Annotated in this window: 13 protein-coding genes and 1 rRNA gene; 13 read left to right on the forward strand and 1 reads right to left on the reverse strand. The window is 50.8% G+C overall.

Translation table 11 applies throughout. The annotated features are described in order from the left end of the window. Positions 1-6: 6 nt before the first annotated feature. From rrf to pssA, 9 genes are all read left to right on the forward strand, one after another. Positions 7-123 (forward strand): 5S ribosomal RNA (gene rrf / locus AC3ZPD_RS21695). A gap of 160 nt (positions 124-283) precedes the next feature. Continuing rightward, positions 284-436: a hypothetical protein gene (locus tag AC3ZPD_RS21700; RefSeq protein ID WP_490986355.1), complete on the forward strand. Its 153-nt coding sequence runs from the start codon at positions 284-286 to the stop codon at positions 434-436. 934 nt (positions 437-1,370) lie between these two features. Then, on the forward strand, positions 1,371-1,832 hold the full coding sequence (locus tag AC3ZPD_RS21705) for a CtsR family transcriptional regulator (RefSeq protein WP_490986356.1): 462 nt from the start codon (positions 1,371-1,373) through the stop codon (positions 1,830-1,832). Positions 1,833-1,920: 88 nt separating this feature from the next. Further along, a complete protein-coding gene (mcsA, locus tag AC3ZPD_RS21710; protein ID WP_490986357.1) occupies positions 1,921-2,436 on the forward strand; it encodes a protein-arginine kinase activator protein McsA in 516 nt (171 codons plus the stop codon). Positions 2,437-2,451: 15 nt separating this feature from the next. Continuing rightward, positions 2,452-3,519, forward strand: a complete 1,068-nt coding sequence (gene mcsB / locus AC3ZPD_RS21715; RefSeq protein WP_490986358.1) for a protein-arginine kinase McsB — start codon at positions 2,452-2,454, stop codon at positions 3,517-3,519. Positions 3,520-3,603: 84 nt separating this feature from the next. Further along, positions 3,604-6,048 carry an ATP-dependent protease ATP-binding subunit ClpC gene (gene clpC / locus AC3ZPD_RS21720; protein WP_068698290.1) on the forward strand — a complete coding sequence of 815 codons (2,445 nt, stop codon included), beginning with the start codon at positions 3,604-3,606 and terminating at the stop codon, positions 6,046-6,048. Between the two features lie 228 nt (positions 6,049-6,276). Further along, a complete protein-coding gene (gene radA, locus AC3ZPD_RS21725; protein WP_490986359.1) occupies positions 6,277-7,644 on the forward strand; it encodes a DNA repair protein RadA in 1,368 nt (455 codons plus the stop codon). A gap of 13 nt (positions 7,645-7,657) precedes the next feature. Then, positions 7,658-8,734 carry a DNA integrity scanning diadenylate cyclase DisA gene (gene disA, locus AC3ZPD_RS21730; protein ID WP_490986360.1) on the forward strand — a complete coding sequence of 359 codons (1,077 nt, stop codon included), beginning with the start codon at positions 7,658-7,660 and terminating at the stop codon, positions 8,732-8,734. Between the two features lie 158 nt (positions 8,735-8,892). Then, complete coding sequence (gene pssA / locus AC3ZPD_RS21735) at positions 8,893-9,615, forward strand: CDP-diacylglycerol--serine O-phosphatidyltransferase (protein ID WP_490986361.1); 723 nt, start codon at positions 8,893-8,895, stop codon at positions 9,613-9,615. A gap of 80 nt (positions 9,616-9,695) precedes the next feature. Here pssA and AC3ZPD_RS21740 read toward each other — a convergent pair whose 3' ends face one another. Next, entirely contained in the window at positions 9,696-10,091 is a 396-nt protein-coding gene (locus AC3ZPD_RS21740; protein ID WP_094094370.1) for a nucleoside triphosphate pyrophosphohydrolase family protein, read from the reverse strand. A gap of 230 nt (positions 10,092-10,321) precedes the next feature. On the opposite strand from AC3ZPD_RS21740, the gene AC3ZPD_RS21745 reads away from it, so the two are divergent. The 4 genes from AC3ZPD_RS21745 (at position 10,322) to gltX (ending at position 14,306) form a co-directional block, all read left to right on the forward strand. Then, positions 10,322-11,407 carry a PIN/TRAM domain-containing protein gene (locus AC3ZPD_RS21745; protein WP_490986362.1) on the forward strand — a complete coding sequence of 362 codons (1,086 nt, stop codon included), beginning with the start codon at positions 10,322-10,324 and terminating at the stop codon, positions 11,405-11,407. A 136-nt stretch (positions 11,408-11,543) separates the two neighbouring features. Continuing rightward, a complete protein-coding gene (gene ispD / locus AC3ZPD_RS21750) occupies positions 11,544-12,251 on the forward strand; it encodes a 2-C-methyl-D-erythritol 4-phosphate cytidylyltransferase (protein WP_490986401.1) in 708 nt (235 codons plus the stop codon). Beyond that, the gene (gene ispF / locus AC3ZPD_RS21755) at positions 12,248-12,721 is read left to right on the forward strand and encodes a 2-C-methyl-D-erythritol 2,4-cyclodiphosphate synthase (protein ID WP_490986363.1); all 474 of its coding nucleotides are present in this window, start codon (positions 12,248-12,250) and stop codon (positions 12,719-12,721) included. Before ispD ends, ispF begins: the two co-directional genes overlap by 4 nt. Before the next feature lie 127 nt (positions 12,722-12,848). Then, the gene (gene gltX, locus AC3ZPD_RS21760) at positions 12,849-14,306 is read left to right on the forward strand and encodes a glutamate--tRNA ligase (protein ID WP_490986364.1); all 1,458 of its coding nucleotides are present in this window, start codon (positions 12,849-12,851) and stop codon (positions 14,304-14,306) included. Positions 14,307-14,417 lie beyond the last annotated feature (111 nt).

Raw genomic sequence — 14,417 nt, forward strand, 5'->3', positions numbered from 1 at the left:
TGCCCGTTTGGTGGCGATGGCGGAGGGGTTCCACACGTACCCATCCCGAACACGACCGTTAAGCCCTCCAGCGCCGATGGTACTTGGACCGCAGGGTCCTGGGAGAGTAGGATGCCGCCAAGCAAAAATAAAGAGCACTGCCGTATTATCGGCAGTGCTCTTTTTCTTTTTTTATCCTTTTTGAAGAGTAGATCTAATCTTGAACAATAAAAGAATCTAGCTTTAGCTTTTTGAGAAGGACCTTTTTAGAAGACTTATACATGTGAAGCTAGGGGGATTCATTTTGAAGAAGATATTGATTGCTGGCGTGTTTGCTTTATTGCTACTGTTAAGCGTCTGTGAATGGCAACCTCAAAGTTTATACATCGCCGCCTACCGATCAGCCATGGAAGGTGGCCTGGGATTATTTCAGGCTGCGTGGCGAACAAAATTATGATGAAGCCAGTCAAACTGTTGGATGGATACGACAGAGAGGATGAAGGGGCGCGGATTATAAGTCATTTACCTGGAAATGACTTTTAAAAGAAGGGGTACGTTGTCTGCAGAACAAACGGATATCAGAAACGGCTTAAATATTTATGCGATACATGTTAGGGAAGATGAAATTGGCGGCCCTTGGAAAATCGATATGATTGGTGGTTCCCCCAAGATGGACGATTAGGTAATCCGAAGACTGCTGTTGATAATATTAACAGTGGTCCTTATTTAATTCGCAGAATGAAGAGATTTGTTGTCTATACCAGCTTGTTATCCCCAAATTCTCATCCCCCCCCGTTATTGGATTTTCTTTTTATCTCCTTTCATACACATTTTATCCATAGCCGTGTATAAATTCGAACAAAGGTCGAGAACATTCTCCACAAATTCACAAACTCATCCCCATAATCCCCTTTTTAGTTTCGCTAACTCCAAGTATTAATTCGCTGAGAGGCTTAATCTGGCTTTTTGAAAGCATTTATCCACAGGAAAGGACTCAATCTCGATAAGTTTATTCTTTTGGCTTAGGGATAAGTCGAGCATGGGGGAATTTGTTCGTAAAAACGGAAATCGGGTAATAATAAAGACGACTGTAGTGACAACGGTGATTTTGAATGGGCGACTAATTTAGTCCTTAAATGAGGATTTTATCGAGGATCAGTGCTTCAAAATCCCCGTGCAGCAAGAATAAATAATCTCCTGTAAGCCCAAACTAATGATAAAAACGAAAGCACTTGGCAAAAAAGAAAATTGTGCTATAATATGAATAAAGTCAAAGAAAGTCAAAGTCAATAATAGGCTTTTTCTAAGGTTTAAGTAAAGGTAAGTAAGGGTCTAAGTAAAGGTTTAGGTAGAAGTTTAAGGTTTTTTGTAATACTGAGGAGGGGAAGGGATTGCGCAACATCTCGGATATTATTGAGAAATATCTAAAAAGCATGATGCATGATAGTCCTTCCGGAGCTGTAGAAATTCAGCGGAATGATTTGGCTGATAAATTCTCCTGTGTGCCTTCCCAGATTAATTATGTAATAAGCACTAGATTTACGCTGGAGAAAGGTTACCTTGTGGAGAGCAAGCGCGGCGGCGGCGGTTATATCCGCATCAGGCGCGTAGAGCTTCCGGGACCTATGTCGCTTCATACCCATCTGCATCAGACGATCGGTTCCGAAATGGGACAGTCGGCGGCGGAAGGATTGATTTATCAGCTGGAGGAAGCGAAGGTGCTGACGCCTCGCGAAGCCAATCTGATGAGAGCGGCCATTTCCAGGGAAGTGATAGCCTTGAAGCTTCCGTATCGGGATCAGATCAGGGCGAATATCATGAAGGCGATGTTGATTTCGCTTTTGAGCAAGTAACGGAGTCAACGAGTATGAATAGTAAAGAAGAAACTCCTGCAGGAATTGTACAGCAATGTTCAGCCATTTCGTTAAGGAGGGATGCCGAATGCTTTGCCAGGAATGCGGGAAGCGACCGGCCAGTCTTCATTTCAGCAAAATTGTAAATGGAGACAAAAGCGAATATCATTTATGTGAATCCTGCGCCAGGGAAAAAGGGGATTTAATCCCGGGCACATCCGGCGGGTTTTCGATTCATAACCTTTTGTCCGGGCTGCTTAATTTCGAAACTGCCGAGCAGGGAAAACGGGCAACAAGCCCCGAGAATTTAAGATGTGAGGTCTGCGGCATGACTTATTCCCAATTCAGCAAGCTGGGAAGATTCGGCTGCAGTTCTTGTTATAAATATTTTAATGACCGTTTGGACCCGCTTTTCAAAAGAGTTCACGGCAGCACGGTCCACACCGGCAAAGTGCCGGTAAGGGTTGGCGGAGAAATCCGGACGAAACGCCAAATCGCTGATTTGAAACGCCGTTTGCAGGAGAGCATCAACCAGGAGGAATTTGAGGCGGCTGCCCAGCTCAGGGACCAAATCCGGGAGCTCGAGAGACAAATCAGCGAGTGATAGGGGGTCAAAACAATGAGTGCTATCCGTTTTACCGAGCAGCCGCTTAGCCACTGGATGAAGACGACCGGCGCCGAGTCGGAGATCGTCATCAGCAGCCGGGTGCGGATTGCCCGCAACCTGCAGCAGCATCCGTTTCCTCTGCTGGCTACGAACCGGCATTTGGAGGAAGTTCAGGATGAGCTGAAGGAAGTGCTTGAGGATCCAAGGCTTGAGGTTTACGGCGAAATTCATCCCATTGAGCTTTCTGCGCTTGATGAGCTGAACAAGAAGATGCTGGTTGAGAAACACCTGATCAGTCCGAACCTGGCCAATGAATCCCGAAATGGCGCTGTATTTATTAGTGATGATGAAAGCTTAAGCATCATGGTCAACGAAGAAGACCATCTCCGCATCCAATGTTTGTATCCGGGTTTTCAACTTAAGGAAGCCTGGGAGAAAGCGACGGCTGTGGACGATATTTTTGAAGACCATGTCAATTTTGCTTTTGATGATAAAAGAGGGTATCTGACCAGCTGCCCCACGAATGTGGGTACCGGTCTCCGCGCATCGGTCATGATGCATTTGCCGGCGCTGGTGCTGACGCAGCAGATTAACCGCATTTTGTCGGCCGTATCCCAAATCGGTTTGACGGTCCGGGGAATCTATGGCGAAGGCAGCGAAGCGATGGGGAACTTGTTTCAAATCTCAAATCAGATTACACTGGGACAAAGCGAAGCGGAAATTATTGATAATCTCCGCAGCGTAGTGCTCCAAATCATCGGTCATGAGAAAACGGCCCGCGAAAGATTGTTGAACGAATCGCGGCTCCGGGTAACCGACCGGGTGATGCGTTCCTTCGGCATTTTGTCCTATGCGGCGATGATCGACTCGAAGGAGGCGGCCCAGCGGTTGTCGGATGTGCGGCTCGGCATTGATCTTGGGCTGATTGAAGGCATTACCCCTCAGTGCCTGAATGAACTGATGGTGCTTACCCAGCCAGGCTTTTTGTACAATAACTACGAAGGCAGCATGGAACCTGGCGAAATGGATACATTTCGTGCCAGACTGATCCGTGAGAAACTGGGTAAAGGTTTAAAGTGACACCTTAGAGAAACCTAAAGATACATCTGAAGAAATACCTAAAGTAAGAAAAGGTAAATTCACCAATCATGGAGGTGCAGGAGAATGATGTTTGGACGATTTACGGAACGTGCGCAAAAAGTGCTGGCCTTGGCTCAGGAAGAAGCGGTAAGGCTCGGCCATAACAATATCGGTACAGAACATATTTTGCTGGGGCTGATTCGTGAAGGAGAAGGCATCGCCGCTAAAGCGCTTGTCGGACTCGGCCTTGGACTTGAGAAGATTCAGGATGAAGTAGAAACTTTGATTGGACGCGGCCAGGAACAGCCGACCAATATTGCATATACACCACGCGCTAAGAAGGTCATCGAGCTCTCGATGGATGAAGCTCGGAAGCTCGGTCATACTTATGTAGGCACAGAGCACATTTTGCTGGGACTGATTCGTGAAGGAGAAGGCGTAGCGGCCCGCGTGCTGAACAACCTGGGCATTAGCCTGAACAAAGCCCGCCAGCAAGTGCTGCAGCTGCTGGGCAGCAGCGAAGCGGTATCCAGCCACCATGGCCAGCCGGCGAACGTCAATACGCCAACGCTGGACAGCTTGGCCCGCGATCTTACCGCTTTTGCTAAAGAAGGCAATCTGGATCCGGTCATCGGACGTGCGAAAGAAATTGAACGCGTGATTCAGGTGCTCAGCCGCAGGACCAAAAACAATCCGGTGCTGATCGGTGAACCGGGGGTTGGTAAAACAGCCATCGCCGAAGGTCTCGCTCAACGGATCGTGGATAACGAAATTCCGGAAACGCTGCGCGATAAACGCGTTATGACGCTGGATATGGGTTCTGTCGTAGCCGGAACCAAATACCGCGGCGAATTTGAAGACCGCCTCAAAAAGATCATGGATGAAATCCGCCAAGCGGGCAATATCATCCTCTTCATTGATGAGCTGCATACGCTAATCGGTGCAGGCGGCGCGGAGGGTGCGATCGACGCCTCCAACATTCTGAAGCCGGCTTTGGCCCGCGGCGAGCTGCAGTGCATTGGCGCCACAACGCTGGATGAATACAGAAAATATATTGAAAAAGATGCGGCGCTGGAACGCCGGTTCCAACCGATCACGGTTGACCAGCCGTCTCCGGAAGAAGCCATTCAAATTCTGATGGGTCTGCGGGACCGCTATGAAGCGCATCACCGCGTGAAAATTACCGATGAAGCGATTGAACAGGCCGTTAAGCTGTCCGACCGTTACATCTCTGACCGGTTCCTGCCGGACAAAGCGATCGATTTGATCGACGAAGCAGGTTCCAAAGTCAGATTGAACTCTTATACGGCTCCGCCAAACCTGAAACAGCTTGAAAGCCGCCTGGAGGACATCCGCAAGGAGAAAGACGCTGCGGTTCAATCCCAGGAATTCGAGAAAGCGGCGGCTCTCCGCGATACGGAGCAGAAGATCCGCGAAGAGCTGGAGACGACCAAAAACCAATGGAAAGAAAAACAAGGCCGTACCGATTCAGAGGTAACGCCTGAAGATATCGCTCAGGTTGTAGCCAGCTGGACCGGTATTCCGGTAAACAAACTGAAAGAGGAAGAAACCGAACGCCTCTTGAATATGGAGCAGATCCTGCATGAACGCGTCATCGGCCAGGAAGAAGCCGTTAAGGCTGTCAGCCGCGCCATCCGCCGCGCCCGTGCGGGTCTGAAGGATCCAAAACGTCCGATGGGTTCGTTTATTTTCCTTGGGCCAACCGGCGTAGGTAAAACCGAGCTTGCACGCGCGCTTGCGGAAGCGATGTTCGGCGATGAAAATGCGGTCATCCGGATCGACATGTCCGAATACATGGAGAAACATTCGACTTCCCGTCTCGTCGGAGCGCCTCCGGGATATGTGGGTTATGAAGAAGGCGGCCAGCTGACGGAAAAAGTACGCCGCAAACCTTACTCCGTAGTTCTGCTTGATGAAATCGAAAAAGCACACCCTGAAGTGTTCAACATCCTGCTTCAAGTGCTTGAAGATGGACGTCTGACAGACTCCAAAGGCCGTGTGGTTGACTTCCGCAACACGCTGATCATCCTGACGTCCAACGTCGGCGCCGAAGCGATCAAACGGAACACGACTATGGGCTTTACCGCTGCGGTTGACGCAGGTGCGGACTATGACAACATGAAAGGCAAAGTGATGGATGAGCTTAAGAAAAGCTTCCGTCCGGAGTTCCTGAACCGGATCGACGAAATTATCGTCTTCCATTCCCTGCAGGAAGCCCACATTGCCGAAATCGTTACGCTCATGTCCGAAGAGCTGCGCAAACGGCTCCGTGAATACGACGTCGATTTCCTGCTCACCGACAAGGCGAAAGCGTTCCTGGCCAAAGCCGGATTTGATCCGGCCTACGGCGCACGTCCGCTCCGCCGCGCCATCCAGAAGCATATCGAGGACCGTTTGTCCGAAGAGCTGCTGACGGGTAACGTGAAGAAAGGCGATTCCCTCATCATCGATGAAGAGAACGGCGAACTGACGGTAAATCCGGCAGGAAAAATTTCATCGGAAGCGTAAGCTTCCTTTGGAATTCTAACGGGGCACAGAATAAAATAACCCAAAGGCCGCTCTGACACCGGGTGTCAGAGCGGCCTTTTTTTCGTTTTGCCGGGATGCCTTTCGACTGCTAAATAATTTTGGATTTTTGCCGATGAAAAGGTTAGGAAAATAGCGCGGGAGGAACTTTTGTTCCGTCTTGAGAAGTGGTAAACTTTTTAATGGTGACTATTGTATAGGGAGAGGTCAATGGCTAAAACTAAAACAAAATTTTTCTGTACGGAATGCGGCTACGAAACCCCGAAATGGTACGGAAAATGTCCGGGCTGCGGCGCATGGAACTCCATGGTGGAGGAACTGGACACCGTGGTCAAAACGCAAGGCATGTCGTCCGGCATTTTCCAAAGTAAAGAAAAGCCGCTTCCCATCATAAGCATAGATAGTGGTACGGAGCAGCGGGTGCAAACCGGCATCGGCGAGTTGAACCGGGTGCTGGGCGGAGGTCTGGTGCCGGGTTCGCTGATTTTGGTCGGCGGGGATCCGGGCATCGGGAAATCGACCCTGTTGCTGCAAACGTCGCATGAGCTGGCCAAGTCAGGCCTTAGAGTGTTGTATATTTCAGGCGAAGAATCCGTTCGCCAAACCAAAATGCGCGCAGAAAGACTGGGGGCTTTATCTCCGGAGCTGTACGTACTGTGCGAAAGCAGCGTGGAACGGATCGAGGAAGCGATTGACAGCGTAAAACCTGACTTTTTGGTGATAGATTCGATTCAAACGGTTTATTTGTCGGAAATTACGAGCGCACCGGGCAGCGTATCCCAGGTCCGGGAATGCACGGGCCGTTTTATGCGGATAGCCAAAGGGCAGGGCATTGCCACCGTGCTGGTCGGACACGTTACGAAAGAAGGAGCCATCGCAGGCCCGCGGATGCTGGAGCATATGGTGGACTGCGTCCTTTATTTCGAAGGGGAACGACACCATACGTACCGGCTGCTTCGGGCGGTGAAAAACCGCTTCGGCAGTACGAATGAGATCGGGATCTTCGAAATGAACGAATCCGGTTTGGCGGAGGTGTCGAATCCTTCCGAGCTGTTTCTGTCGGAAAGATCGGCGGGAGCGGCGGGCTCGACAGTTGTTGCCAGTATGGAAGGAACAAGGCCTATGTTGGTGGAATTACAGGCGCTGATCGCAGCCACACATTTTCCGGCTCCGAGAAGAATGGGAACCGGCGTAGACCTTCATCGGATGAACCTGATCATCGCGGTGCTGGAGAAACGGATGGGCATGTTCCTGCAAAACCAGGACGCTTACTTGAATGTGGCAGGCGGAGTACGGCTCGACGAGCCGGCCGTCGATCTGGCGATTGCGGTGAGCATCGCTTCAAGCTTCAGGGATGTGCCGACGAAGCCGGAAGACGTGATCTTCGGTGAAATCGGCTTGACGGGCGAGGTTCGGGCGGTGTCCCGGGCAGAGCAGCGGGTGCGGGAAGCGGCAAAGCTCGGCTTTAAGCGGGTTATTTTACCGGAGAAAAGTTTAAAGGGGTGGAACAGCCCCAAAGAAATAAAGGTCATTGGCGTAAATACCGTAGCTGAGGCGCTGTCGGCCGCGTTAAATTAGGGGGCAAGAGGGAATGAAAGAACCGAATCAACTGGAGAAAATGAATGACCTGCTTAGGCTGGTTGCGCCGGGAACCGCTTTTCGCGACGGGCTTGAAAACGTGCTCCGCGCCAAAACAGGCGGCCTGCTTGTCGTCGGCTACAGCCCTGAAGTGATGGAGGTAGTGGAGGGCGGATTTTTCATCAACTGCGATTTCTCGCCGAACTATTTGTATGAGCTGGCCAAAATGGACGGGGCGATTATTCTCAGCGAAGATTTGAAACGGATTTTGTATGCCAACACGCAGCTGATTCCGGATTCGTCGATTTCCTCTTCAGAAACCGGGATCCGGCACCGTACCGCCGAGCGGGTGGCCAAACAGACCGGCAAGCTGGTGGTCTCGATTTCCCAGCGGCGGAATATCATTACCTTGTATCAAGGCGGGCTGCGGTATTCGCTGAAGGAAATCGGCGTAATCCTGACGAAAGCCAATCAGGCGATCCAGACGCTGGAGAAATACAGATCCGTGCTGAATCAGGCTTTGACGAACCTTTCGGCTTCGGAGTTTGAAGAACTGGTTACGCTGCCGGAGGTCATTAACGTCATTCAAAGGGTCGAAATGGTTATCCGAGTCAAGCTCGAAATCAAACGTTTTATCAACGAGCTCGGCACTGAAGGAAGACTGATCAGCATGCAGATGGAAGAGCTGGTCAGCAATATGGAGGAAGAAGCCTGGCTGCTTTATAAAGATTATGCCAAAGAAGACGACGACGAAGCGATTCGTGATATCATTATGGGACTTAAACGCTCAAGCGATGATGAGCTTCTCGACGTTCACCATATTACGCGCCTGCTGGGTTATCCCTCTTCCGCAGCGACCTCCGAAGAGATCATTGCTCCAAGGGGTTACCGGATTTTGAACAAAATCCCGCGCCTGCCGAATGTGATCATTCATAATTTGGTGGAGCGTTTTGATCAGCTGCCGGGAGTTATGATGGCTTCCATCGGAGAACTGGACGAAGTGGACGGTATTGGCGAATCCCGGGCCAGAGCGATCAAAGACGGTTTAAAACGATTGCAAGAGCAGGTATTTATTGACAGACAAATCTGATTGGATTAGAATACATGGATGCGGCTTTTGGAAGGTATCATCTTATGTCGATCCTGCAAGAGGAATTACCAGCGGCTGCTGGTATTCCCAAGTAACCTCCGGAAGGTTTCATGCTGAATCTCAGGAAGGTTGGGGAACAATAAATTAGAGGTGAAGAAATGATAACAAAATCAATTCCGAACATGTTTACGCTCGGTAACTTGTTTCTCGGAATGATCGCCATCATGTTGACGCAAAGCGGGAAGTACAGTTTGGCGGCCATCATGGTCATTGTGGCGATGCTGCTGGACGGACTCGATGGGCGTGCTGCACGAGCGCTGGGATGCCAAAGCGAATTCGGCAAGGAGCTTGATTCATTGTCAGACGTCATTTCTTTTGGCATTGCGCCGGCCATGATTATGTACAGTATCTCCTTCCACAGCGTACCGACTGCACTTGCCTGGATTGTCACCGCGATCTTCCCGATGTGCGGCGCTCTCCGATTGGCCCGTTTCAACGTAAAGCCCGGCATTCCGGGGTATTTCGTAGGTCTGCCGATTCCGGCTGCGGGAAGCGTGCTTGCAACGCTGTCTTTGTTCCACAAAGAAATCAGCGCTCTTTATTTTATTATCGCCATGCTGCTGTTGTCTTATTTGATGGTCAGCACGGTTCGTTATCCTAATTTCAAGAAAATCGGGTTACCCCGCAAGGCCGTTTGGATTGCTCCATGGATTGTTATGGCGGCGATCGTTATTGCGGTCAAGTTTCCGGAGGAATTGTCGAAGCTTATTTTTGTCCCGCTGGTCCTTTATGCCCTGTATGGCTTCAAACAAAACATTGAACGCCTGTTTAAACGGAAAAATCATTCCTCCGAAGAAGTATATCGTTCGAAGAACTCATAATATAAACCTGATTCAGCAAGAAAAGCCGTCCGGCTCGCCGGGCGGCTTTTTTGCATTTGCTTATATAGACTAAACCAGGCTCAAGACAAGTTAAACAAACCAAGCGTACTGCATTTTTTGGATTCGTTTTCGACGACTTCATCCATATTGATATCAAGCAAATTGCACAGTGCGGACATGTAGAACAAATTTCGGCCCAATTCGGCGCTGATGGCTTCCCGGCAAGCGTCGCACAATTGTCCGTGGACATGTTTGCCCGCGACTTCCTTCGCCTGCTCAAGGCTCATTTCCGGTTCGAGAATTTGTTTGGTCGCATGGAGTTCAATGCAGCCGCATTCCGTTACCGCTTTGACGACAGCTCGATTGACAGAAGCGCTGCTCTGACCGTTTTTGGAGAGAACATCCAGCAGACTGCGGTGACGGAGCAGCAATTCAGAGACTTGTTCTTGAAAAGACTGTAAGGTTAATGCGCTCATTTTTCCATCCACCTTTATCAAGTTAAGTTGCATTTATTATAGTCTAGGCCCAAAACCATTTTCAACCAAAAAAGAAAAGCTTCGCCTAACTGAAAATCCCTGTTCTGAAGCAAATTGAAGCTAACAAGGCTGGAATTCGGCAGCAGTCCGGCATAAAAAATTTTCCCCGCGGGGATTGAAATACCAGTATTTGGTTCATACTGGGTAACAAAAGGAGGTGAAAGGACTCCATGATAAAGAGAGCCTTTCAAATATTAGCAGGCCTTTGCGGGGCCTGGGCTGGCTATACGAATGAAGCCTTGTATCCCTATTTGCCGCAGTCATTCCAAAATGTATTGGTCTCTATGAATGAGTTGAGCGTTCATCTTATTTTTGCTGCCGTAGGTGCTTGCCTCTTTCTTTTGATCTTCTCTATCTTTGCAAAAATGATTTCAGACCGTGTGCTTTCCGGCATCACTTCTTTGTCCAGACAACCTATGGATCAGCTTGCGGCCGGCGCGGCCGGGCTGATGGCGGGACTGCTTATTTCACTGCTGCTGTACCCGGCAACGACATGGCTTGGAGACATGAGCGATTGGGTAAGGCTGGCCAGCGCCTGTCTGCTTGGTTATGCGGGTTTGCGTATCGGGCTGGAGAAAAAAGAAGAGCTCGGCTCCTTCTGGAAGTCCGGCAAATGGAATGCCGTGCAAGCGGAAGAGAAGTGGGCCCATGAACACAAAATCCTGGATACCAGCGTCATAATCGACGGGCGGATCGCGGATATTTGCAAAACCGGTTTTATTGAAGGTACGATCGTGATCCCTCAATTTGTACTGGAAGAACTTCAGCATATTGCCGATTCTTCGGATTTGCTCAAACGCAACCGGGGACGCAGAGGGCTGGATATCCTGAACAAGATCCAGAAAGAGCTGGATGTGCAGGTGTTGATTTATGAGGGGGATTTCGAAGAGATTTCCGAAGTGGACAGCAAGCTGGTCAAGCTTGCCAAACTTCTTCACGGCAAAGTCGTCACCAACGACTTCAACCTGAACAAAGTGTGCGAGCTGCAGGGCGTGTCCGTGCTGAATATCAATGACCTGGCTAATGCGGTTAAACCGGTTGTGCTGCCGGGCGAAGAGATTATGGTCCAGGTGATCAAAGACGGGAAAGAATACGGGCAAGGCGTAGCTTATCTGGATGACGGGACTATGATCGTCGTCGAGGGAGGACGCGATTTTATCGGCAGCATCACCGAGGTTCTGGTGACGAGCGTGCTGCAGACCTCGGCGGGACGGATGATTTTTGCGAAACCGAAACTGTTGGAAAAAGCCCAATAACAAGGTATGATGGATGAAGGAAATCGGCGGATATAAAGCCGGAGCCGGATTGCGGCGGTTAATGCCGCATTGGAACGGCACCGGATTCCGCACATCATATTAAGCAGGGCAGGAGATACGTTTGACGGAACCGGGAATGAGGCGGCAGGTCGGCGCCGTGATTGTGGCGGCGGGCCGCGGCACAAGGATGGGAACAACCGAAAGCAAGCAGTACCTGCTGCTGGACGGCAAACCGATTATTGTACATACGCTTGAAGTTTTCGAGCAGGAGCCCCTTATTTCAGAGATTGTACTTGTGACAGGGGAACAGGATGTGGAACGCTGCCGCAGTTGGGTGGCCAGTTACGGACTCCAGAAAGTGACCACGGTCATTTCAGGCGGTGCGGAACGCCAGGATTCGGTATATAAAGGGCTGCAGCAGTTGGCTGCCGAGTGGGTGCTTGTTCACGACGGAGTCCGTCCGTTTGTGTCCGGCGCTCTTATTCGTTCGTGCTGCGAAGGGGCCTGGGAAAGCGGAGCCTCGGTGCTGGCCGTTCCCGTTAAGGATACGGTGAAGGTCGTGGGTGCGGACGGTTTTGTGAGTGCTACACCGGACAGGCGGAGCTTGTGGGCCATTCAGACCCCACAGGCTTTTCGGCGTTTAGAGCTGATGGAGGCGCATGAGGACGCCCGGAGGAACGGCTTTATCGGCACCGACGATTCGATGCTGGTTGAACGGATGGGAACCCGGGTTAAAATTGTGCAAGGCGATTATACCAATATTAAAATTACAACCCCGGAGGATCTGGATTATGCGGCGTTTATCCGGTCCGTGCGGGGACGGCAGGGAGAGGACAAGAAATGATTAAAGTGGGACAGGGATTTGACGTCCATCAGCTGGTGGAAGGCAGGCCGTGTATTATTGGGGGAGTAACCATTCCTTATGAAAAAGGGCTGCTCGGCCATTCCGACGCGGATGTGCTTCTGCACGCGATCAGCGACGCCATACTTGGCGCCATTGGCGAAGGAGATATCGGCCGTCATTTTCCAGATACGGATGCGGCTTTCAAGGATGCGGACAGCCTGAAGCTGCTGGAGCAGGTGTGGGCGATGGTGGAGAAACGGGGCCTGAAGCTCGGCAACCTTGATGCCACGATTATTGCCCAAAAGCCGAAAATGGCTCCGTATATTCCTCAAATGGTGGAAATCATCGCCGGCGCCTTGAAGGCGGAACCGGCCAATGTGAACGTCAAGGCTACTACGACGGAGCAGCTCGGATTTGCCGGCCGCGGGGAAGGCATTGCTGCGCAGTGCATCGTTTGTCTGACGGCCTAATCTATTGTCTGTGCGGATTAAATTATGCTATGATCGTGGAATGAACCCGGGATTTCAGGCGTGAATACGCTGATGCCGGGTAATTACTTTTTACCGAAGGAATAGAAATCGTGGAGGGGACTTACCAATGAGCGAAGTACGTGTCCGTTATGCACCGAGTCCGACGGGGCATTTACATATCGGCAATTCGAGAACCGCTTTGTTTAACTACTTGTTCGCCCGCAGCCAGGGCGGAAAATTCATTATCCGGATCGAGGATACGGACGTGAAGCGGAACGTGGCCGGCGGGGAAGAAAGTCAGCTGAAATATTTGAAATGGCTTGGCTTGGACTGGGACGAAAGCGTGGACGTGGGCGGCGAATATGGTCCTTATCGTCAGACTGAACGTCTGGAAATTTATAAAGAGTACTGGCAGGATCTGCTGGACCGCGGTCTGGCGTACAAATGTTATTGTACGGAAGAAGAGCTGGAGGCGGAACGCGAAGCCCAGCAGGCCAGAGGCGAAACGCCCCGCTATTCCGGCAGATGCCGCCATTTGACGGATGAGCAGCGTGCTGCTTTTGAAGCGGAAGGCCGTGTGCCGAGCGTTCGGTTCAGCGTGCCGCAAGGACGGACTTTTTCCTGGGACGACCTTGTTAAAGGCACGATAAGCGTAGAGTCGGATATTTCCGGCGACTTCGTCATTGTGAAGAAAGATGGAATCCCGACTTATAATTTTGCGGTGGTGCTGGACGATCATCTGATGAAAATCTCGCACGTGCTGCGCGGGGAAGACCACGTATCCAATACGCCCCGCCAGCTGATGATTTATGACGCGTTCGGCTGGGAGCCGCCGGTATTTGCGCATATGACGCTTATTGTGGGCGAAAACCACAAAAAGCTGAGCAAACGCGACGAATCGATCATCCAGTTCATCGAGCAGTATGATAAACTTGGGTATCTGCCGGAAGCGCTGTTCAACTTTATTTCCCTGCTTGGCTGGTCGCCGGAAGGGGAAGAGGAGTTTTTCACGCGCGAACAGCTGATTTCGATCTTCGATGCCAAACGCCTGTCACGCAGTCCGGCCGTGTTTGACACGAACAAGCTGGCGCATTTGAACAACCATTACATTAAAAATTCCGACCCGAAACGTATTGCCGACCTCGCGATCCCGCATCTTCAGCAGGCGGGCCGTCTGCCGCAGGAGCTTTCGGCTGAGCAGCGGCAGTGGGCGGAAGCCCTGGTGGCGCTGTATCAGGAGCAGATGACGGCGGCTTCCGACATCGTCGGGTTGTCCGAATTGTTTTTCCGCACACATCTGGAGCTGGATACCGAAGCCGCGGCGATTCTGGCGGAAGAGCAGGTGCCTACGGTGCTTAAGGCCTTGCTGGATAAGCTGGCTGCGACCGAAGAGTTCAGCGCTCCGCATATCGCGGCTTTAATCAAGGAAGTGCAGAAGGAAACCGGCTTTAAAGGAAAACAGCTGTTTATGCCGATCCGCGTTGCTTTGACCGGGCAAATGCACGGCCGCGATCTTAACCAAACGATTTATCTCCTGGGCAAAGATACGGTGCTCGACCGTTTAAAAGCCCAAATTAAAGGTTAATTCCGCTCGCTTCTTGTCAGATGTGCGGCTTTTGAGTAAGATGAAGGCATATGAAACCTATATAAACCAGCGATGAACAGGAGAAGTAAGCCTGGCAACGCGCCTTACAGA

It is taken from the genome of Paenibacillus mobilis, assembly GCF_058267595.1.